This is a genomic window from Streptomyces sp. WZ.A104 (genome assembly GCF_002382885.1).
GTDB lineage: Bacteria > Actinomycetota > Actinomycetes > Streptomycetales > Streptomycetaceae > Streptomyces.
Window position 1 is genome coordinate 41,210 of sequence record NZ_NWVL01000052.1, and the last position, 18,032, is coordinate 59,241.

An 18,032-nucleotide genomic window follows, 5' to 3' on the forward strand; every position below is an offset into this window, starting at 1 on the left:
TCGTGCCGCTGAGGCCCGCACCCTTGGGTTCGCCGAAGCGAATTATTGGGTTGCTTAGGCAAAGGGGGCGGGGTGCGTGAGGGACAATCCGGCTGCGGCCGGAGACAGCGGCGGTGCGGGCGCGGCAGGATGGACCGGCATCGCGGCCGGGCGGCCGAGGGGCGCCGGTGGGTGAGGACGACGAGGGGAAGCGCGTGAACAGGCAGCGCAACAGGGGGCGGGGGGTGGCCGCGGCACTCGCGGCGATGTGCGCGGTGGCGGTGCTCCCGGGCCAGGCGCACGCTGCCGGCCCCGGGAAGTACGCGTTCGACCCCGCCGCGAAGAACGTGCAGGGCGCGGAGACCAACGTCGAGGCGTCCACGCTGGACGAGGGCGTCCCGTACCGCAGCACGATCGAGCCCGGCCAGAAGCTCTACTACCGGGTCACGCTGGACGACGTCTCCACCGCCTATGTCTCGGCGGTCGCGGTGCCGGGCGACAGCGGCGCGGTCGCCCACGGCGACGGCATCACCATCAGCCTCCGGGACCTCGACGACTCCCGGTGCAGCTCGGAGCGGGCGAACTTCGGCTCGGGCGGGTACGCGCGCCCCATCACCGCGTACGCCTACCGGACACCCAAGGAGGGCGGCACCACCTGCCAGGAGGGCGGGCAGTACGACGTCCTCGTCGAGCGCGAGAGCAAGGAGACGTCCAGCCCGGCGGCCTGGGACCTGGAGCTGCGCTTCCTTCAGGAGCCGCGCCTCAAGAGCGGTGCCTCCATGCCGACCGCAGCCCCGTCGGGCTTCCCCTCGGCGACGCCCGAACCACTCGCCGGGCAGCCGCAGGAACGGTCCGGCGGGGCGGGCTACTCCGAGGCCACCGGCCTGGAGACCGGCCAGTGGAAGGACTCCGTCGCCCCGGGGGAGACCCGCTTCTACCGGGTGCCGGTGGACTGGGGCCAGCAGATCCACACCACTGCCCGGCTCGCCAACAGCCCGAACGGCAAGACGGACTTCGTGGGCAACGCGCTCACTCTGTCGCTCGACAACCCGGCCCAGGGCCGGGTCGCCGACACCTCCCTCTCCTATTCCGGAAGGCCCGCCTCCACGTCGCTGAGGCCGCTGCCACCGGTGTCCTACCGCAACCGGTTCGCCTCCTCGACGCAGGTCAACACCATGCGCTTCGCGGGCTGGTACTACCTGTCGGTGAGCCTGAGCCCGAAGCTGAAGGAGAGCTACGGCAGCGAGCCGATCCGGCTGGAGCTGGCGGTCCAGGTGAAGAACAAGGCCGAGGAGTCCCCGTACGAGGGGGATGCCGGGGTCTTCGGCGTCACCGAGCGGGACAAGGACACCGCCCGGAAGGGCCAGAACCAGCAGCAGGCAGCGGAGAGCGGCACGATGCAGGTGGTCGCGGCGGCCGGCATCGGTACGGGCGCCGTGCTGGTGCTCGGTCTCGGTGTCTGGGCGCTGCTGGCCCGTCGCCGTGCGGCCGGGGCTCCCGCGGCGGCCGGGCATCAACCGCCGCCGCAGCAGGGCTGGTAGAGGCAGCTCGGGCCGATGGCGGCCGGGTAGGGCCTCAGACCTGGGTCAGGGCCCAGATGCCGACCGCGAAGCAGATCAGCGCCACCACCAGCACCGGGATGGCGACCTTCGGGGGCGGTCCCGGACGCGTTGCCCGTACGGGAGCGTGGGGTGCGGCGTGCTGCGCCGGGGGGCTCGGGACGTGCGGGTTCGGCTGAGGCTGCTGGGGCGGCAGCTGGGCGGTGTAGGCGCGGGTGGCCCCGGGGCCGTGCGGGACGTCGGCGGTCGCCGCCTGCGAGGGGTCCTGCGCGCCGACGGCGTACGGGGGCGGCGCGGGCGCCGGGACCGGCCCGGACGGCTGCTGCTGGAACGCGGCCCGGGGCTGGTCCTGTTGCCGGGGCGGCGGGGCCAGGTGGAAGCTGCCCGTCTCCGACATCGACACGGGCGGGGCGGTGTGCGGCGGCTGGGGGGAGGGCTGTGCGGCGGGCTGTGAACCGGTCTGCTGTGGGCCGGTCTGCTGTGCCGCCGCGGCGGGCGGTTCTGCCGTGGGCTGTCCTGCGGCGGGCGGTTCTGCGGCGGGCGGTCCGGCGGGAGGTTCTGCGGCGGGCGGTCCGGCGGGTGAACCGGTGGGCGGTCCTGCCGTGGGCGCGGTCGCCGGGCCGTCGGGGCCGAATCCCGTCGGCAACGGGCCGATCTGGTCGAACACCTCCACCGGCTCGTCGTCCGGGCCCGCTTCGGGCAGCATCTCGACCGCCGCGGTCAGCGCCTTGCGGGCGCCCGTCGCGGTCCGGAAGCGGGCGTGCGGGTCGGGCTGGAGCAGACCGGCGAGCACCTGCCACAGCGGTTCGGGGATGCCCTCGGGGGCGCCCGGGGTGCCGTGGGCGGTGAAGCGCTCGACCAGTGCCTGCGAGTCCGGCTTCTGCCCCTGGAGGAGGTAGAGCGCGACCAGGCCGACCGCGAAGAGATCCGCCGGGAAATCGGGCTCGGCGCCCATCATCTGCTCGGGGGCGAAGTAACCCGGCGTCCCGACCACGTAATTGGTCTCTGTCAGCCGGGGCTCGCCCTTGCGCATCGAGATGCCGAAGTCGGAGAGCCGCAGATGCGGGCGGCCCGTTCCGGTCGCCTCCATCAGGATGTTGGCGGGCTTGATGTCGCGGTGGATGACGCCCTCCGCGTGCACCGTGGACAGCCCGGACAGCAGCTGGTCCAGGAGGAGGCAGACGAAGCGGGGCGGCAGCGGGCCGTAGTCGCCGATGACGTGGGCGAGCGAACCGCCGCTCACCAGGTCCATGGTGAACAGGACCTTGTCGTCGTCGGCGGCCCAGCTGGCCGGGGCGAGCACATGGGGGTGCTCGATGCGCAGCGCCTGTTCGCGGACGAAGCGCAGCAGCGTGTGCGCGTCGCTCTGCTGGAGCACCTTGGCCGCCACGTACCTGCGGCGGCGGTGGTCCCAGGCCCGCCAGACGGCGCCGACCCCACCACGTCCGATCGGATCGATCAGCTCGTACCGACCAGCGAAGACCTCACCCATTGCGCTGCGCCCGCTCCCCGTCCCTGTTGCGGTACCAGGGCGCTGCGCTGTGCGCGGGCCCTGGCTCCGTCGTCGTTCGTCGCTACGTCGTGCTCCGGAGCTGCTAGCTCTGGTGCCCTTCGTAGTGTGCGACCGCGTCCGCGGTGCGCCCCGCGCCGTACACCCTGAGGAACTCTGCCAGCTCCGGGTGGGTCGGGGCGAGGGCGTCCGCGGCATCGATGATGTCGCCGGCCGCCGCGACGGACCTCAGCAGGGACTGGATCTCGCGCACCACGCGGCGGACGGTGGGAGCGCCGCCGGTGGAGCTGGTCTGGCCGGTGCCGGTGAGGACCGATCCGCCCTGCGACTTCTTGATCTCCTCCATCCGGTCGGTCGCCTCGCCCGCACTGACGCTGCCGTCGGCCACCTGGCTCGCCAGCTCCTGAAGGGCCTGGACGCGCTGGACCACGGCGGGGTTTCCGATCTTGGCCCGCTGGCCGCTCATCAGCTGGGAGAGCATCGGAGCGGACAGCCCGAGAACCGCGGCCAGCCGGGCCTGATTCAGGCCGAGATCATCGATCAGCCGACGGAAGAGCGCCCCCAAAGGCTCTCCGTACCAACTGCGTTGAAGGTCTCTGGCTCTTGCCGTCGCCTCTTGCTGCGCTGCGTCCATGGCGTCTCCCCTTCGCTGCGGCTTCGCTGCTGCGAACCTCGTCGAGCATCTTACGGAGAGTGGTCGTTCATCGGGAGTCCCTATCCTTTTGGAGGAATGCGGGGGGTACCCGGTACTCTGGTCTGCGACGGTAGCCCTGGCGCGGATGTGCTGGGCGTTGCCCTCGTTCGTTGTGGCCCGGGGCCTTAGCTCAGTTGGTAGAGCGCTGCCTTTGCAAGGCAGATGTCAGGAGTTCGAATCTCCTAGGCTCCACTTTTAGAAATCCCCCTTGACCTGCGGAAACGTGGGTCAGGGGGGATTTTTGTGTGCTGACATGTCAGCACGGGCGGGAGTGGGTCGGCGGTGTCCGGGGGTTGAGGGAAGCGGTGTAACGCTGGATTTCTCCGGCGGTGCGGTCGCAGCCGATCAGGACCGGCCGCGGGCCCAGGGGGCGGAGTTCGGCGGTGTGGTGGCGGGTGGTGCCGGAGCGGGGGTCGTGGGCCGTGAGGCGGTAGTGGGTGTCGGCGGTCGGGCGGAGGCTCAGGTGGTGGGCGGGCCAGTCCCATCCGTACGTGCGGAAGAGCTCGCGTTCGAGGACCTGCTCGCCGGGGTGGGGAAGGCAGGCCCAGCCTCGGTAGAGGTCCATCAGATCGGCGGGGTCGCCGGTGCGGTTGACCAGTTGGTCCACGCGGTCCGGGGTGAGGTTGCCCCAGACGCGGCCTTCCGGGAAGTCGACCATGGTGGGGGCGAAGCGGTGGCCCCCGAAGCTGCTGATACGCCACACCCGTACCGTCCCCGTGCTGCCGTGGGTCCGGCGGAGCTGCTGGAAGAACGGGTAGCCGAGCGTGCCGCAGCAGGCGTCGACCGAAGCATGGGTGCAGACGACCAGGTCACGGTGCGGGGTCGGGTCGCGGAACTGGGCGAAGGGAGTGAGGGCGGCAGGGTCGTCGGTGAAGAGACCGTCGATCAGGGCCGGGGCCCGGTCGGTGGGGATGTGGTGTTCCGTACGGGCCAGGGGAGCGGCCGGGCCCGGCGTGCGGTCGAAGCGGATGATCCGGATCAGGCCGGGGGCGGAGTACTCCGGGTCGGGTGCGGCGGCGAACGTCTTCATGGTCAGGCCGTCTTCCCTGGTGCGGCGGGTGGCGGTGCGCAGCGCGGCACGCAGGGGGGCGGGGACCCGGTCGGTCTCCCACACCGGGGTGCCCATCCCCGGTGGCCAGGGCAGGGGGAGTTCGAGCATGAGGAACCGGTCGAAGGGGCGGGCGGTGCCGATCGGGTCCTCCGCGGCGGTGCGGGCGACGAGGGAGCAGGACTGCCGGGCCGGGATCGTACGCGCCGGCTCCGGGCGGTCCGGTACGCGGCCGGCCATCGCGTCGAGCAGGTTTCGGCGGGCCCGGTCCGCCTCGGAGTCGAGCTCTTCGACGGTGCCGAGCCTGGTGACGCTCTCCACTGCGCTCGGGCCGGTGAAGCCGTGTGCGCGCAGGGTCCGGTAGAGCTCGGTGAAGTCCACGATGCCGTCGCCGGGGGTGATCGCGGGCGGCATGCCCCCGGTGGTGGTGGCTCGGTAACGGCCGCGGACCGGGTGGTCACGGACGCCGACCGCGGCGATGTACGGGGCGAGTTCGGCCAGCCCCCGAGCGGGCGGCTCGCCGCCGTAGTGCACCAGGTTGCCCGCGTCCCAGCAGGCCCGGAAGGCGTCGTGGCCGACGCGTTCGACGACGGACAAGGTGTCGGCCGCGGTACGGGTCAGCCCGCCGTGCGGCTTGACGGCGATGGTCACGCCATGGGCGGCGGCGTACGGGGCGGCGGCTGCCATGAGCCGTAGATAGCGGGTGCCTTGGGTGAGTTCGGGGCACCCCATGTCGACCAGGGTCGGCACCTCCAGCCGGGCGCAGTGGTCGATCTGGCGGCGCAGGGCGCCCAGCGCCCGGTCGTCGCCACGGTCCAGGTCGGCGGCGTGGCTGAGGACCAGCAGCCGCAGCCCGTGGTCGCGGATGAGCGCGCCGATCTCCTCGGCCCCTGCGGCCGGGGTGTCGGGGGTGATCACCTCGGTGACCCCGTGCACGGGGAGGGCGACCGCGTTGAAACCGGCCGTACGGATGCCGTGCAGCGCACGCTGAAGCGGGAACTGCGCCCAGGGGCGCACCGTGCAGGCGATGGCGGGCAGGGATGTCATGGACGGCCCCTCTCCGGCCAGTGGGCGGTGGTCATGAGGGCAGCTCCTGGTCGTAACGGGTGACGATCACTCGGCGGGGCGTGCCACCGAGTTCCTCGTCGAGGACGAGGGTGTGTGCGCGGACGCCGTACAGGGCGCCGACGGTGCTGTCGGTGAGCAGTCCCGCGGCCGGGCCGATCCGTACATCGGTGCCGCCGAACATGAGCATCGCGGTGTCGGCGATCTCCATCGCGTGGTCGGGGTGATGGGTGGTCAGCACGATGGTGCGGCCCTCGTCGGCAAGGCCGCGCAGCAGATGCAGCACTCTGCCCTGGTTGCGCAGATCCAGTGCGGACGCGGGCTCGTCGAGGACGAGTACCGGGCCCTGGCCGACGATCGCCCGTGCGATCAGCACCAGTTGGCGCTCTCCCCCGCTCAGCGTCGGGTAGTCGCGGTCGGCCAGATGGGTGAGCCCGACTCGCTCCAGGGCTCCATGGGCGAGTTCGTGGTCCCGGCGGCCGGGGGTGGCCAGCGGACGCAGGTGGCGTGCGCGGCCCATCAGCACCATGTCCAGGACGGTGTAGGCGAAGGTGGTGTGGTGGCTCTGCGGGACGAAGCCGACCGCTCCGTCGGCCCGTATCCGTCCTTCGGTGGGTGTGGTGAGGCCGGCGACACAGCGCAGCAGGGTGGTCTTGCCGCGGCCGTTCGGTCCGAGGACGGTGAGGATCTCGCCGGGGGCGAGCCGGTGGGAGACGTCGCGGAAGAGCCACCGTCCGGGTTCGTTTCCGGCTTTCTTTCCGGGTTCGTTTCCGGGGTCGTGGGAGAAGCCGAGGCCGTCGAACTCAAGCATCGGACCACATCCGTCGGCGGCTGCGGTGCAGCAGGAGGAGGAAGACCGGCGCCCCGATCAGCGCGGTCAGGACGCCCAGCGGGATCTCGGCCACGCCCAGGTTGCGGGTCACGGTGTCGATGACGGTGAGGTACGCCGCACCCAGGCCGAGGCTCACCGGGATGAGTACCCGGTGGTCGGGGCCGACCCACAGCCGGGCCAGATGCGGCACCACCAGCCCCACCCAGCCGATGACGCCGCTCACCGCCACCGCTCCGGCGACGACCGCGGCCACCGCGGTGAGCAGCATCCAGCGCAGCCGCCCCGGGCGCAGTCCGAGGATCTTTGCGTCCTCGTCCCCGAGGGAGAGGACGTTGATCCGCCAGCGCAGTGCGTAGATCAGCGCCCCACCGAGCAGGACCGGTACCGCGGCGACGGCGACCTTGCCGTAGGTGGCCGTGGCCAGACTGCCCAGCAGCCAGAACACGATGGACTGGAGCTCGCCGTAGGGGTCGGCGAGATACGTGAGCAGGGAGACCAGCGCCGAGAAGAACGCTCCGACGACGATGCCGGCGAGCACGATCGTCAGCGGTGGCGCGGGCCCGCGAACCCGGCTGGTGGCGAACACCGCCACCAGCGCGAGCAGCCCGAAGCCGAACGAGCCGAGAACCAGCGCGGCCGACCCCAGGCCGAGCACGATCGCGAGCGCCCCGCCGAAGGACGCTCCGGAGGAGACACCGAGGATCTGCGGGCTGACGATCGGGTTGCCGAAGACGGCCTGGAGCGCCGCACCGCAGACCGCGAGCCCCGCGCCGACCAGCATGGCCAGCAGTACCCGCGGCAGCCGCACGTGGAGCACGGCGGCCTCCTCGGTGTCCGACCAGGTCCGCTCGACCGGGAGTATCCGCCCGAGCAGGATCCGTACGACGTCGTCGAAGCCGACCGTGTAGCGGCCGACGCCGAGGGCGATGACGCCGATGAGCAGCACGGCGACCGGCAGCCCGATCAGCGCTGAACGCTGCCGTCGGCGACCGATGGCCGGCGCGGCGGCGGGGCCGGTACCGCGCCCCTCTGTCCGCTCAGCGGCCGAAGTCGTCATAGTCCCGGGAGCCGGAGTTGGCCGACAGCTTGAGGATGGTGTCCAGCTGGGTGTCGGTGGGCTCGGCGCCGTAGAGGAAGGCGTATTCACGGACGACCTCGGCCCGCAGTCCCGCGCCCCCGGTGCCGTGGACCAGACCGGCGAGCCACTGCCACATCAGCGGTGACTCCTGGCTGGGCGGATCCCACCGGTATCCGCCCAGCGGCACCTTGTAGATACGACGCTCCCGCACCGCCCGCAGGCTTGCCAGCGCGGGGTCGTCGTACATGTCCTGCGGTGTGGCCGGGCCGAAGTTGCCGAGCAGGATGATGTCGGGGTCCCACTTCAGCAGCTGTTCGACATCGATGGTGGCCTGTTCGGCCTTGATCTCGGCGGCGGGATTGCGGCCACCGACGAGCTCGGTGACGAAGTGGTTGTACGAGTCGCCCCCTCCGACCCGCAGACCGTCGGCGGCTCCCCGCAGATAGAGCACGGACGGCGGGGGGCCCGCTCGGCCGGGAATCTCCGTACGCAGCTTCTTCAGCCGCCGGCGCATGCCGTCGGCGATACGGTCGGCCCGGTCCCGCTTGCCGAGCAGCCGGCCGTACATGGCGATGGCGCCCTCCAGGTCCGCCTGGGTGCCGTAGGTGAGCTGAGCGACCTTCAGACCCGCCTTGCGCAGCGGGTCGACGATGCCCGGGCCCCGGTCTCCCCACTGGATCACCACATCAGGTCGCCGTGCGAGGACGCTCTCCACATTGGGTGCGAACTCGGCACCGGCCACATCGGTGGGCACCTTGAGCAGCTCCGGATACGCCTCGCCCAGGAAACTGCCCTTGATCGCGGTGAGTGACGCGGCGTTCATACCGGCCAGCACATCCGGTCCCCCGTTCACCGCGACCACCATGGACGCGGCGGGCAGCGGGATCGTCACCACCCGGCGTGCCGGTCCCGGCAGTTCCAGATTCTTACCGGTCAGATCGGTGACGGTCAGCCCCTTGCCGGACTTCTCCTGCCCGGTACGTCCGCAGGCGGTCCCCAGGAGGGGCAGGGCGGCCGCGGCGAGCGCGCCTCCCAGCAACCGGCGACGCGAAACGTCCAGGCTCGGCCGAGGGCCAGGGGGTGTCCTCCGGGAAAACACGGCAGGCATCCGGGTTCCTCTCGCGTCCGGGGTACAGGCCGCCAGGGGACCGGCACCCGGGACGGCGGCGCACGCCGGCTTCGGCCCACCGGGCCGCACCCGCCGCATGCCGAGCACCCGAACGAACCTGCCGCACATACCGTCGCGGCAGGCCGCTTGCACGCCTCCTGGGGTCCACGCCCCGTGGATGGTGTCCGCGACAGGTCAGTGTCCTGACTCCCGGATCGTCGCTCACCCCGACCTTCCAGCCTTCCGGCCGTGGTCGTGCGTGGGGTCCGCTCCCCGGTCACAGTGGCGGGACCGTGCCGGATTCCCACCGGCTTCCTGGTTCCCGTCGCGAGCGTAGATGACCCACAGTAGCCAACCCGTCCGCATGGGGAAAGAGGGCCAGGTCGGCGCACCGGAGCAGGGGCGGACAGCCATGCCGGGCCCGGGACCTGAGGGTCCGTTGCGGGACCATGGCTCTGTCCGAGGCCAGGACGAGGAAGGAGACGGTCGATCCCGCCCTCCGGCTCCATGCCGACCACATCCTCCGCGGCGACCCCGAGCCGCCTCAGGTGGTGGGCCGGGCGTTTGGCCTGAGCCGCTCCTGAGGGCGGGGTGGCGGGCCTGCAAGGGTGGAATCTCCGCCGCAGGCGAAGAATTCGTCGTTGCGCGCGGACTCGGAGAGGCCGAGAACACAGGCGAACATACCCGAGAGTCATGCCTCGATTTCTTTCCTGAGATGATGCGCGCAGGCTCGTCTGCTCCGACTGCAAAAGAGCGGGAGCCCATCGGTGCTGCGGACTTCGCCTGTCCGGAGCGGTACGGCTCGATTCCGTACTTCGCAGCGGATGAAACGAGCGGAGTCGGTGTCTCACCTACCTGCGTGACGGCAACGCGAGAACCCGGCATATCGGGCAATAGTGGTGCAAAATGGATTGTTATTCCTTCGGGTTCGGCGGTCTCCACCGAAAATCACGCGTTCCCTACTGGGCGCCTCCGATATATTTACTGACCATGGACCCATTGAGCGAAAAAGTCATCCGGAATTCCTTTGTGAACTGCACCAAGGGGGAGGCGTCCCGACTGCGTCTGCCGCTCGGTTTCGGCGAACTTACCTGGGAAGACCTGGACTTCCTCGGCTGGGTCGACCCTGGCGCGCTGCTGCGGTCGCACATCGTCATGCCGGGACCCGACGGGCCGCGCGCCATCACCCTGCGCGTTTCCAGTGCCGCCCGGAAGGGCGTGGTGAAGTCCAGCATGTGTCAGATATGCCTGACCCCGCATTCATCGTCCGGTGTCAACCTCTTTGTCGCGCCGCTGGCCGGCCCATCCGGACGGCAGGGCAATACCGTGGGCATCTATATGTGCGCGGACCTGGCCTGTTCCTTGTACATGCGTGGGAAGCGGCAGCCCAAACTGCGTTTCAGTCAGTACGAGGAGTCGCTCACCCTGGACGAGCGCATCGCGCGCGCGATGGACAACCTCAACAAATTCGCGGACAAGGTGGCGGGGATCGCCTGAGAGACAGGCCGGACCGAATACGTCGGACGCCCCTGCCTCGTGTTGTTTCCAGGGGGCCGGGCGGGCCGCGCCGAAGTCCTGCGTCCACCCGTCGGGCACCCGCGAGTACGTCGAACGGGTCTCGCACATGCGCGCGGAGGTCCGCACCCTCGCCGACCAGTTCATCCGACCGGACGATCGCCAAGCGCATGGGCATGTCCGTGCGCACCCGCCGCCGCCACGTCGCTGAGATCATGGAGCGCCCCGGTGCCGAGAGCCGCTTCCAGGCGGGCTGCCCGCTGCGCACCGGACGGACATCTTCACCATCCCCGAAGCCCCGCAGGGCGGAGCACCAGGCACACTTCATCCGTAAACAGTCGAGCCACCAAAGGACTCAGGCATGATCACGCTGAAGAAGGAAGACGGCCCGGCGGATCTGGGCGGGGTGACCCACCTGTCCATCGGGGTGTCCTGGGACCCGACCGTCGGGAGCAGCGGCGGGCTGATGGGGAAGATCCGGCAGAAGGCCGGTACGGACCTCGACCTGATCGCCATCGCGATGCAGGGCGAGGACCCCGTACGGCTGGCCGGTCTGGACTCCCTGGACCCGCTGGGCAACGGCTCGCTCGTGCACAGCGGTGACAACCAGACCGGGCACGGGGACGGCGACGACGAGACGGTGACCGTCGAGTTCGCGCGGGTGCCGTCGAACATCACGGCCATCGTGTTCGTCGCCGCCGCGTACAAGAAGCGCAGCGCCTTCAAGAACGCGCGCAACATCAGCTTCAAGGTGTACGACGCGACGGGCGGCAGCACGCAGCAGGTCGCCGACATCTGGCCGAGCATGCTCACCCAGGACAACGGCTGCGCGGTGGCCAAGGCGATCCGGGACGGCGCGGGCTGGAAGCTCCAGGTGATCAACGAGACCGGGAAGATCAAGCAGGGGGACGAGCAGGCCCTGATGCGCTTCGCCGTGAGCAAGTAGAGAGGGCGCGAGCAGCCAGGGCGACGAACGAACGCGGCTGCGGAACCACCGGGGTGGTTCCGCAGCCGCGTTCGTGCTCTCCTCGGGCCTTCGCCGTCAGGGCCGGTCGTCCGGGCCGGGGTTGTCCCCGTTGCCCGCCTCGGCCTCGGCCTGCTTGGCGCGGACCTCCGGGTCGAGGTCCGACCGGTCGCTGCCGTCGACCGAGCTGAGCGGCGAACGCTCGTCGCCGACCTCGGTGGGGGCGGGCGGCTCGACCAGCCAGTCCGGGTTGGCCTGCTTGTCCCACCAGCGCCAGGCGGCGTAGGCGCCGCCCGCGAGGACCCCCAGCACCAGGAAGCCCTTCGCGGCCCGGCCCGCCTTGGCCCGCCGCTGGTGCTTCCTGGCCAGCTTCTGGATCTCCTTGGCCGTCACCTGCGTACGCAGCGCCGCAAGGGCCGCCGCGCTGCGGGCGGAGGCCTGCTCGGCCATGGGCTGGGCCACGGCGCGGGCGTGCTCGACGCGCGGCGCGGTGTAATCAGCGGCGCTCCGTGCGGCCTTCCTGGTCGAGGCCGCCGCACGCTGCGCGGCCTCGTCGACCCGGGGCGGCACATGGCTCCGGGCCTGTTCGATGCGCGGTGCGAGATGGGAGTCGTACTGGACACGGGCCTGTTCGGCCGCCTTGGTCACCTTGGGTGCGAGTCGCACGCGGGTCTCGTGCGCGTAATGGGTCGCCTGCTCCTTGGCCGTGCCGGCGTAGGGCGCCACCACTTCCGCGGCGTGCCGCGCGCTGCACTTCGCCGAGTCGGTTGCGGCGCGCACGCTGTCGATGCGGGTCACGGGATCCTCCTCCTTGGTGGCGGGTAGGTACTCCGCCTGTCCGCCCAGTTCGAAATCATGCCTGCCGCGGCCATGACCGGCATGCGGGACGGGCATCCGGGTCATGATCGCCGTTTGGGGTCATAACGGTGTATCCGAAGTGTGCCGACGACAATGCCACGGTTCGCTCCTGAACGCGCCGTTTCGCCCGGCATCCGGCCGTACGTTTCCCGGTCCGTGGGAGGATCGGCGGACGTCGGCGGAGGATGCGGACGTCAGCGAAGGATGAGGGAAGGCGGATCGTGGCCGAGCAGCTTTACGCCACTCTGAAGACCAATCAGGGCGATATCGAGATCCGGCTCCTGCCGAACCACGCCCCCAAGACCGTCAGGAACTTCGTCGAGCTGGCCACCGGGCAGCGTGAGTGGGTCAACCCCGAGACCGGCGAGACCACCACGGACCGGCTGTACGACGGTACGGTCTTCCACCGCGTCATCAGCGGGTTCATGATCCAGGGCGGAGACCCCCTGGGGAACGGCACGGGCGGTCCGGGCTACCAGTTCGCCGACGAGTTCCACCCCGAGCTGGGCTTCACCCAGCCGTATCTGCTGGCCATGGCCAACGCGGGGCCGGGGACGAACGGCTCGCAGTTCTTCCTGACGGTGTCACCCACCGCCTGGCTGACAGGCAAGCACACCATCTTCGGCGAGGTGGCCGACGACGCGGGCCGCCGGGTCGTCGACGCCATCGCGGCCACCCCGACCAACCCGCGCACCGACCGTCCCCTGAAGGACGTGGTGATCGAGTCGGTGGTCGTCGAGACCCGCTGACGCCCGCCGACCGCTCCGCTGCACGCCGCTGACACCGGCCGGGAACCAACCGCCCCGCCCGTCCGTACATGTTCATAGCGGGCCGGCGGGGCGGTCGCGTCCGCGCCGCCGGAAGCACGAGGACCCGAGAGGCAGGCCAGGAGCGATGGACCAGCAGCCGCCGCCAGACCGTGACGCCTCGGCGGGCGGCGTGCCGACGCCGACCTGCTATCGGCACCCGGGCCGCGAGACGGGGATCAGCTGCACGCGCTGTGAGCGGCCGATCTGCACCGAGTGCATGGTCAGCGCCTCGGTCGGCTTCCAGTGTCCCGACTGCGTACGCCAGGGGTCCGGCACCGGCCACCACCCGGCGGCGAGCCGTCCGCGCACCCTGGCGGGCGGGACGGTGGCCGCCGACCCGCGGCTGGTCACCAAGATCCTGCTCGGCATCAATCTGGCGGTCTTCGTCCTGGTCGCCGCAGCCGGTCCCACCCTGCTCAACGATCTGACGCTGCTCGGGCGGGCCTGGGACCCCACTCCGCCGCCGGGGTCCATCGAGGGCGTCGCCGAGGGCCAGTGGTATCGCCTGGTGACCTCGATGTTCCTGCACCAGGAGGTGTGGCACATCGGGTTCAACATGCTGGGGCTGTGGTGGCTCGGCGGACAGCTGGAGGCCGCGCTCGGCCGGTCCCGCTATCTCCCGCTCTATCTGCTGTCAGGCCTCGCGGGCAGCGCGCTGACCTACCTGATCGCCGCGCCGAACCAGGGGTCGCTCGGCGCCTCCGGCGCGGTCTACGGCCTGTTCGGCGCCACCGCGGTCCTGATGCGCCGGATGAACTACGACATGCGCCCGGTGCTGGTGCTGCTCGCGCTGAACCTGGTCTTCACCTTCACCTGGGGCGGTATCGCCTGGGAGGCGCACGTCGGCGGTCTGGTGGCGGGCGTCGCCATCGCTCTCGGCATGGTGCACGCCCCGCGCGAGCACCGCACGCTGGTGCAGGCCGGCACCTGTGCGCTGGTCCTGTTGGTCACCCTCGGGATCGTCGCAGCCAGGACGATCGCGCTCACCTGAGCGGAATGGGGCTCTTCACCCCCAGGGTGACCGAAGTTGTCCACAGTGTGCGCGAAATCTTGCGTGGGGCGAGAGGAACATCTGTGCCCCTTGTCGCTGACCTGGGTTTTCTCATCTGATCCACGGAGTGCAGCCCCCCCTCGATGAGGGAGGCTGCAGTCACACCGGCGTCAACTTGAGTGGAGGTTATCCACAGATCGTCTGACCTTTTCCCCCGGCTGTGGATAACTCTGTGGGTAACTCAGGGCATGGCTTGCGCGGGTGGGTGCCGCACGGGTATCAGCGGAGCCGTGCAGGTACCAGTGGTGCCGCGCAGGAATCAGTGGAGCTGACCGGGGTCCGCTCTACTTCCACTGCGTCGACACGGCGAAGCCACCGGCGATGAAGCCGAAGCCGACCACGATGTTCCAGTTGCCCAGGGCGTCGATCGGCAGATCGCCTTCGGTCACGTAGAACACCACGATCCAGGCCAGTCCGATGAGGAACAGGGCCAGCATCACCGGAGCCACCCAGCTGCGGTTGGTCAGCTTTATGGCCGTTGCCTGCTTCGCCGGGGGCGGCGTGAAGTCGGCCTTCTTGCGGATACGTGACTTCGGCACGAGGGACTCTCCTGTCGATGCGCTGCGTGACCGCGCAGGGATCTGTGGCGGGCGCCGGGGGCGGGTGCCAGGGGGAATGCTGCCTCCCCCAAGCGTCCGTTAGCGTAGTGCTTCCCTGGCGCCTGATGAGATAAGGGTACGTTGAGCAATTCTGCCGACTCCCCCGAAGGCCCGGCCCGGCACACCTCCGTGTGGGCGGCCCGGGGACTCACCGCTGCGGTTTTCGCCCTGGCCGGACTCATCTTCGTCACCAGCGCCAACGCCGCCAAGGGCACCGATCTGCGCAGCGACTCCTCCCTGCTCAAGCTCTCCGACCTGATCAGGGAGCGCAGTGAGAAGAACGCCGAGCTGAACGAGTCGACAGCGGCTGTGCGCTCGGACATCGAGGCCCTCGCCCAGCGTGACGACGGCTCCACCAAGGCCGAGGACGCCAAGCTGGAGGCCCTGGAGAAAGCGGCGGGCACCACCGAGATCACCGGCGACTCCGTCAGCGTGACCCTCGACGACGCGCCCCCCGACGCCACCGCCAACCCGGGCTACCCCGAGCCGCAGCCCAATGACCTGGTCATCCACCAGCAGGACCTGCAAGCCGTGGTGAACGCGCTGTGGCAGGGCGGGGCCCGGGGAATCCAGGTGATGGACCAGCGGCTCATCTCCACCAGCGCGGTGCGCTGCGTCGGCAACACCCTGATCCTCCAGGGCCGCGTCTACTCCCCGCCGTACAAGGTCACCGCGATCGGTGACCCGGGCAGGCTCAAGCGGGCGCTCGACGACTCCACCGCGATCCAGAACTACCAGCTGTATGTGAAGGCGTACGGGCTGGGCTGGAAAGTCGACGAGAACGAGGCGGTGACTCTTCCCGGCTACTCGGGCACAGTGGATCTCCACTACGCGAAGCCTGCGGAGTGAACCCGAGCTGATCCCCCGGGGAGGCCGTCCGGTGTCGTTACGACTGTCGGTGCGACTCGTCGTCAGAACCTTCAGCGAACTGTGCATCACCGTGGGCACGCTGATCGTGCTCTTCGTCGTCCACATCCTGTTCTGGACCGGGGTGAAGGCGGCCGACGCCGCCGAGGGCGAGATCGACAGCCTGCACAGCCAGTGGGCCCGGCAGCCGGTGACGCCCGCCCCGCCACCCGCCTCCACCGGCCCCTCCCCCTCCCCCTCCGTCTCCGTCTCCGCCGAGCCCTCCCCCGCGGCCGCTCCGGCCCCGTACCGCGCCGGAAAGCCCTTCGCGACGATGCACATCCCCCGCTTCGGCTCCGGCTGGGAGTGGCCGGTGCTGGAGAACACCGAGGCCAGGACCTTGCAGAAGGGGCTCGGGCACTACAGCGGAACCGCCCGCCCCGGCGATACGGGCAACTTCGCGGTGGCCGGGCACCGGCGGACGTACGGCGACCCCTTCAAGGACTTCCCGAAGCTGCGCCCCGGGGACGCGGTGATCGTCAACGACGGCACGACCTGGTTCACGTACCGCATCGCGAAGGAGCCGTACCGGACCGTGCCCACCGACACGGCGGTCGTCGACCCCGTGCCGCGCGGCTCCGGCTTCGAGGAGCCCGGCCGCTATCTGACACTCACCACCTGTGAGCCCGAGTGGGGCAGCAGCCACCGGCTGATCGCCTGGGCCCACCTGGACGCGACCCGGCCGGTGGCCGAGGGGAAGCCGCCGGACCTCACCGGCTGACCCGCGTCCGACCCGCGCCCGACTCGCGCCCGGCCCGCGCCCGACTCGTGGTTTTCCACAGCTGACCCCCGCTCCGGCCGCGGCACTCTAGTCTGGTGCGGGTACCGAATGGAGGGGTCGAATGTACGGCTGGATCTGGCGGCATCTGCCGGGCAACGCATGGGTGCGGAGCATCATCTCGCTCGTGCTGGTTCTGGCGGTCGTCTACGCCCTGTTCCAGTACGTCTTCCCGTGGGCGGAACCGCTGCTTCCGTTCGGTGATGTGACCGTCGACGGCGAGAGCGCCGGTGGAGCAGGAGCCGGCCAGTGAGCGCACGCATCCTCGTCGTGGACAACTACGACAGCTTCGTCTTCAACCTCGTCCAGTACCTCTACCAGCTCGGCGCCGAGTGCGAGGTCCTGCGCAACGACGAAGTGACCACCGCCCATGCCCAGGACGGTTTCGACGGGGTCCTGCTCTCACCGGGCCCCGGCACGCCCGAGCAGGCCGGCGTCTGCGTCGAGATGGTCCGGCACTGTGCGGACACCGGCGTTCCGGTCTTCGGCGTCTGTCTGGGGATGCAGTCGATGGCGGTCGCGTACGGCGGTGTCGTCGACCGGGCCCCCGAGCTGCTGCACGGCAAGACCTCCCCGGTGACCCACGAGGGCAAGGGCGTCTTCGCCGGGCTGCCCTCCCCCTTCACCGCGACCCGCTACCACTCGCTCGCCGCCGAACCGGCCGCGCTGCCACCGGAGCTGGAGGTCACGGCCCGCACGGCGGACGGCATCATCATGGGGCTGCGCCACCGTGACCGGGCCGTGGAGGGTGTGCAGTTCCACCCCGAGTCGGTGCTCACCGAGCACGGCCATCTGATGCTCGCCAACTGGCTGGAGCAGTGCGGCGACCAGGGGGCCGTCGCGCGGTCGGCGGGGCTCGCGCCGGTGGTGGGCAAGGCCGCCGCGTGAACCCGGGCCGCCCCGAGGACGCCGGCCAGGAGGGCGGCCCGTACGCGCAAGGGGCGTACGGGACCGACGGCGGGTTCGTGGCGGCGGTGGGCGGCCTCACGGATCCGCTGAACGATCCCCTCCCGCGGCAGCACGCCTCGCCGTGGTTCCGGGCGGACAACATCTCGGGCGCCCAGGACGGACCGGACGATCCTGCTCCCGGCAGGCCGGCACCCGAGGCCCAGCAGAGGGCCTACCAGGACCTCCAGCAGCCCCAGGGAGCGCCGGACGAGTGGTACGACCCCGAGGGCTACCAACGGGACTGGTACGGCTCCCAGCGGCCGCCTGCGCCCGAAGCGGGTTCCGTGCCTGGCGCGGGTTCTGCGACGGGTGCGGGCGCTGTGCCGGGAGCGGCTTTCGCGCCGGACCCGGTCCCCGCGCTCGACGCGACCTCCGTGCTCGCCCCGGTCCCCGACGCGGCTCACCCGGCCTCGGTGCTCGCCCCCGGACCGGTGTCGCGCCCCGACGAGACGATGGGGTTCCGGACGGCGGCCCCCCGGCGAATAGCGTCGCCCGAGGAGCAGGGGGGGCGGGCCCTCGCCCCGGACCCGGACTCGGACCGGGATCTGGGCCCGGACCGGGACTTGGGCCCGGACCCGGCCGCCGAGCTCCGTACCGATTCCCGCACAGAGCCCCGTACCGAGGTCCTCAGCCGCATCTCGGACGGGCCCGCCCCCGCCCCCGGCGGGCGGGCCGAGCGGCGCAGGGCGGCCAAGGGGCGCGGCCGTCGGCGCCCGGGACCGGCCGCTCCA

17 protein-coding genes, 1 tRNA gene, 1 pseudogene and 1 riboswitch are annotated in these 18,032 nt (G+C 70.9%); of the genes and pseudogenes, 11 read left to right on the forward strand and 8 right to left on the reverse strand.

The features are described from left to right. Positions 1-194: 194 nt before the first annotated feature. Entirely contained in the window at positions 195-1,520 is a 1,326-nt protein-coding gene (locus tag CIB93_RS25270; protein WP_096630106.1) for a hypothetical protein, read from the forward strand. A gap of 34 nt (positions 1,521-1,554) precedes the next feature. Here CIB93_RS25270 and CIB93_RS25275 read toward each other — a convergent pair whose 3' ends face one another. Both CIB93_RS25275 and CIB93_RS25280 read right to left on the reverse strand, forming a co-directional pair. Next, entirely contained in the window at positions 1,555-3,030 is a 1,476-nt protein-coding gene (locus CIB93_RS25275; RefSeq protein ID WP_096630084.1) for a serine/threonine-protein kinase, read from the reverse strand. A gap of 103 nt (positions 3,031-3,133) precedes the next feature. Further along, entirely contained in the window at positions 3,134-3,682 is a 549-nt protein-coding gene (locus tag CIB93_RS25280; protein ID WP_096630086.1) for a DNA-binding protein, read from the reverse strand. A gap of 179 nt (positions 3,683-3,861) precedes the next feature. Here CIB93_RS25280 and CIB93_RS25285 point away from each other — a divergent pair. After that, a tRNA-Ala gene (locus CIB93_RS25285) sits at positions 3,862-3,934 on the forward strand. Positions 3,935-3,998: 64 nt separating this feature from the next. On the opposite strand, the gene CIB93_RS25290 is transcribed toward CIB93_RS25285, so the two are convergent. The 4 genes from CIB93_RS25290 to CIB93_RS25305 are packed head-to-tail and all read right to left on the reverse strand — an operon-like array spanning position 3,999 to position 8,804. Continuing rightward, positions 3,999-5,837 carry a TIM barrel protein gene (locus tag CIB93_RS25290; RefSeq protein WP_096630088.1) on the reverse strand — a complete coding sequence of 613 codons (1,839 nt, stop codon included), beginning with the start codon at positions 5,835-5,837 and terminating at the stop codon, positions 3,999-4,001. Between the two features lie 31 nt (positions 5,838-5,868). After that, the gene (locus CIB93_RS25295) at positions 5,869-6,666 is read right to left on the reverse strand and encodes an ABC transporter ATP-binding protein (RefSeq protein ID WP_096630089.1); all 798 of its coding nucleotides are present in this window, start codon (positions 6,664-6,666) and stop codon (positions 5,869-5,871) included. Beyond that, a complete protein-coding gene (locus tag CIB93_RS25300; RefSeq protein ID WP_096630091.1) occupies positions 6,659-7,744 on the reverse strand; it encodes an iron ABC transporter permease in 1,086 nt (361 codons plus the stop codon). Before CIB93_RS25300 ends, CIB93_RS25295 begins: the two co-directional genes overlap by 8 nt. Continuing rightward, the gene (locus CIB93_RS25305; RefSeq protein ID WP_179500241.1) at positions 7,725-8,804 is read right to left on the reverse strand and encodes an ABC transporter substrate-binding protein; all 1,080 of its coding nucleotides are present in this window, start codon (positions 8,802-8,804) and stop codon (positions 7,725-7,727) included. Before CIB93_RS25305 ends, CIB93_RS25300 begins: the two co-directional genes overlap by 20 nt. Before the next feature lie 244 nt (positions 8,805-9,048). Then, a riboswitch (cobalamin riboswitch) is annotated at positions 9,049-9,234 on the reverse strand. 629 nt (positions 9,235-9,863) lie between these two features. On the opposite strand from CIB93_RS25305, the gene CIB93_RS25310 reads away from it, so the two are divergent. Next, entirely contained in the window at positions 9,864-10,370 is a 507-nt protein-coding gene (locus CIB93_RS25310; protein WP_096630094.1) for an FBP domain-containing protein, read from the forward strand. A 379-nt stretch (positions 10,371-10,749) separates the two neighbouring features. Then, a complete protein-coding gene (locus CIB93_RS25320; RefSeq protein WP_096630095.1) occupies positions 10,750-11,334 on the forward strand; it encodes a TerD family protein in 585 nt (194 codons plus the stop codon). Between the two features lie 96 nt (positions 11,335-11,430). Here CIB93_RS25320 and CIB93_RS25325 read toward each other — a convergent pair whose 3' ends face one another. Beyond that, entirely contained in the window at positions 11,431-12,150 is a 720-nt protein-coding gene (locus CIB93_RS25325) for a DUF5324 family protein (RefSeq protein WP_096630097.1), read from the reverse strand. A 281-nt stretch (positions 12,151-12,431) separates the two neighbouring features. Between CIB93_RS25325 and CIB93_RS25330 the strand changes: the two genes are divergently transcribed. Together CIB93_RS25330 and CIB93_RS25335 are read left to right on the forward strand one after the other, a co-directional pair. Further along, on the forward strand, positions 12,432-12,959 hold the full coding sequence (locus tag CIB93_RS25330; protein ID WP_096630098.1) for a peptidylprolyl isomerase: 528 nt from the start codon (positions 12,432-12,434) through the stop codon (positions 12,957-12,959). A gap of 145 nt (positions 12,960-13,104) precedes the next feature. Beyond that, the gene (locus CIB93_RS25335) at positions 13,105-14,010 is read left to right on the forward strand and encodes a rhomboid family intramembrane serine protease (RefSeq protein WP_096630100.1); all 906 of its coding nucleotides are present in this window, start codon (positions 13,105-13,107) and stop codon (positions 14,008-14,010) included. Between the two features lie 344 nt (positions 14,011-14,354). Here the strand turns inward: CIB93_RS25335 and crgA are convergent, their stop codons facing one another. Next, complete coding sequence (crgA, locus tag CIB93_RS25340; RefSeq protein WP_032776522.1) at positions 14,355-14,609, reverse strand: cell division protein CrgA; 255 nt, start codon at positions 14,607-14,609, stop codon at positions 14,355-14,357. A 141-nt stretch (positions 14,610-14,750) separates the two neighbouring features. Here crgA and CIB93_RS25345 point away from each other — a divergent pair, with 141 nt between their 5' ends. The 5 genes and pseudogenes from CIB93_RS25345 to CIB93_RS39095 all read left to right on the forward strand — a co-directional run. Continuing rightward, on the forward strand, positions 14,751-15,518 hold the full coding sequence (locus CIB93_RS25345; RefSeq protein ID WP_257002346.1) for a DUF881 domain-containing protein: 768 nt from the start codon (positions 14,751-14,753) through the stop codon (positions 15,516-15,518). 43 nt (positions 15,519-15,561) lie between these two features. Continuing rightward, a complete protein-coding gene (locus CIB93_RS25350; RefSeq protein WP_096630109.1) occupies positions 15,562-16,296 on the forward strand; it encodes a class E sortase in 735 nt (244 codons plus the stop codon). 121 nt (positions 16,297-16,417) lie between these two features. Next, positions 16,418-16,606 (forward strand): hypothetical protein, encoded by a 189-nt coding sequence (locus CIB93_RS25355; protein ID WP_096630101.1) that lies wholly within the window; start codon positions 16,418-16,420, stop codon positions 16,604-16,606. Then, positions 16,603-17,241 (forward strand): aminodeoxychorismate/anthranilate synthase component II, encoded by a 639-nt coding sequence (locus CIB93_RS25360; RefSeq protein ID WP_096630103.1) that lies wholly within the window; start codon positions 16,603-16,605, stop codon positions 17,239-17,241. The genes CIB93_RS25355 and CIB93_RS25360 overlap by 4 nt, the downstream gene beginning before the upstream one ends. Then, positions 17,238-18,032: pseudogene (locus CIB93_RS39095) on the forward strand (hypothetical protein); the annotation flags it as partial. The gene CIB93_RS25360 and the pseudogene CIB93_RS39095, both read left to right, overlap by 4 nt.

What these genes read in the sequence shown, in the direction of transcription:
- CIB93_RS25275 (WP_096630084.1), bottom strand. Translation starts at nt 3,030, where the DNA reads ATGGGTGAGGTCTTCGCTGGTCGGTACGAGCTGATCGATCCGATCGGA.
- CIB93_RS25280 (WP_096630086.1), bottom strand. Translation starts at nt 3,682, where the DNA reads ATGGACGCAGCGCAGCAAGAGGCGACGGCAAGAGCCAGAGACCTTCAA.
- CIB93_RS25290 (WP_096630088.1), bottom strand. Translation starts at nt 5,837, where the DNA reads ATGACATCCCTGCCCGCCATCGCCTGCACGGTGCGCCCCTGGGCGCAG.
- CIB93_RS25295 (WP_096630089.1), bottom strand. Translation starts at nt 6,666, where the DNA reads ATGCTTGAGTTCGACGGCCTCGGCTTCTCCCACGACCCCGGAAACGAA.
- CIB93_RS25300 (WP_096630091.1), bottom strand. Translation starts at nt 7,744, where the DNA reads ATGACGACTTCGGCCGCTGAGCGGACAGAGGGGCGCGGTACCGGCCCC.
- CIB93_RS25310 (WP_096630094.1), top strand. Translation starts at nt 9,864, where the DNA reads ATGGACCCATTGAGCGAAAAAGTCATCCGGAATTCCTTTGTGAACTGC.
- CIB93_RS25320 (WP_096630095.1), top strand. Translation starts at nt 10,750, where the DNA reads ATGATCACGCTGAAGAAGGAAGACGGCCCGGCGGATCTGGGCGGGGTG.
- CIB93_RS25335 (WP_096630100.1), top strand. Translation starts at nt 13,105, where the DNA reads ATGGACCAGCAGCCGCCGCCAGACCGTGACGCCTCGGCGGGCGGCGTG.
- CIB93_RS25355 (WP_096630101.1), top strand. Translation starts at nt 16,418, where the DNA reads ATGTACGGCTGGATCTGGCGGCATCTGCCGGGCAACGCATGGGTGCGG.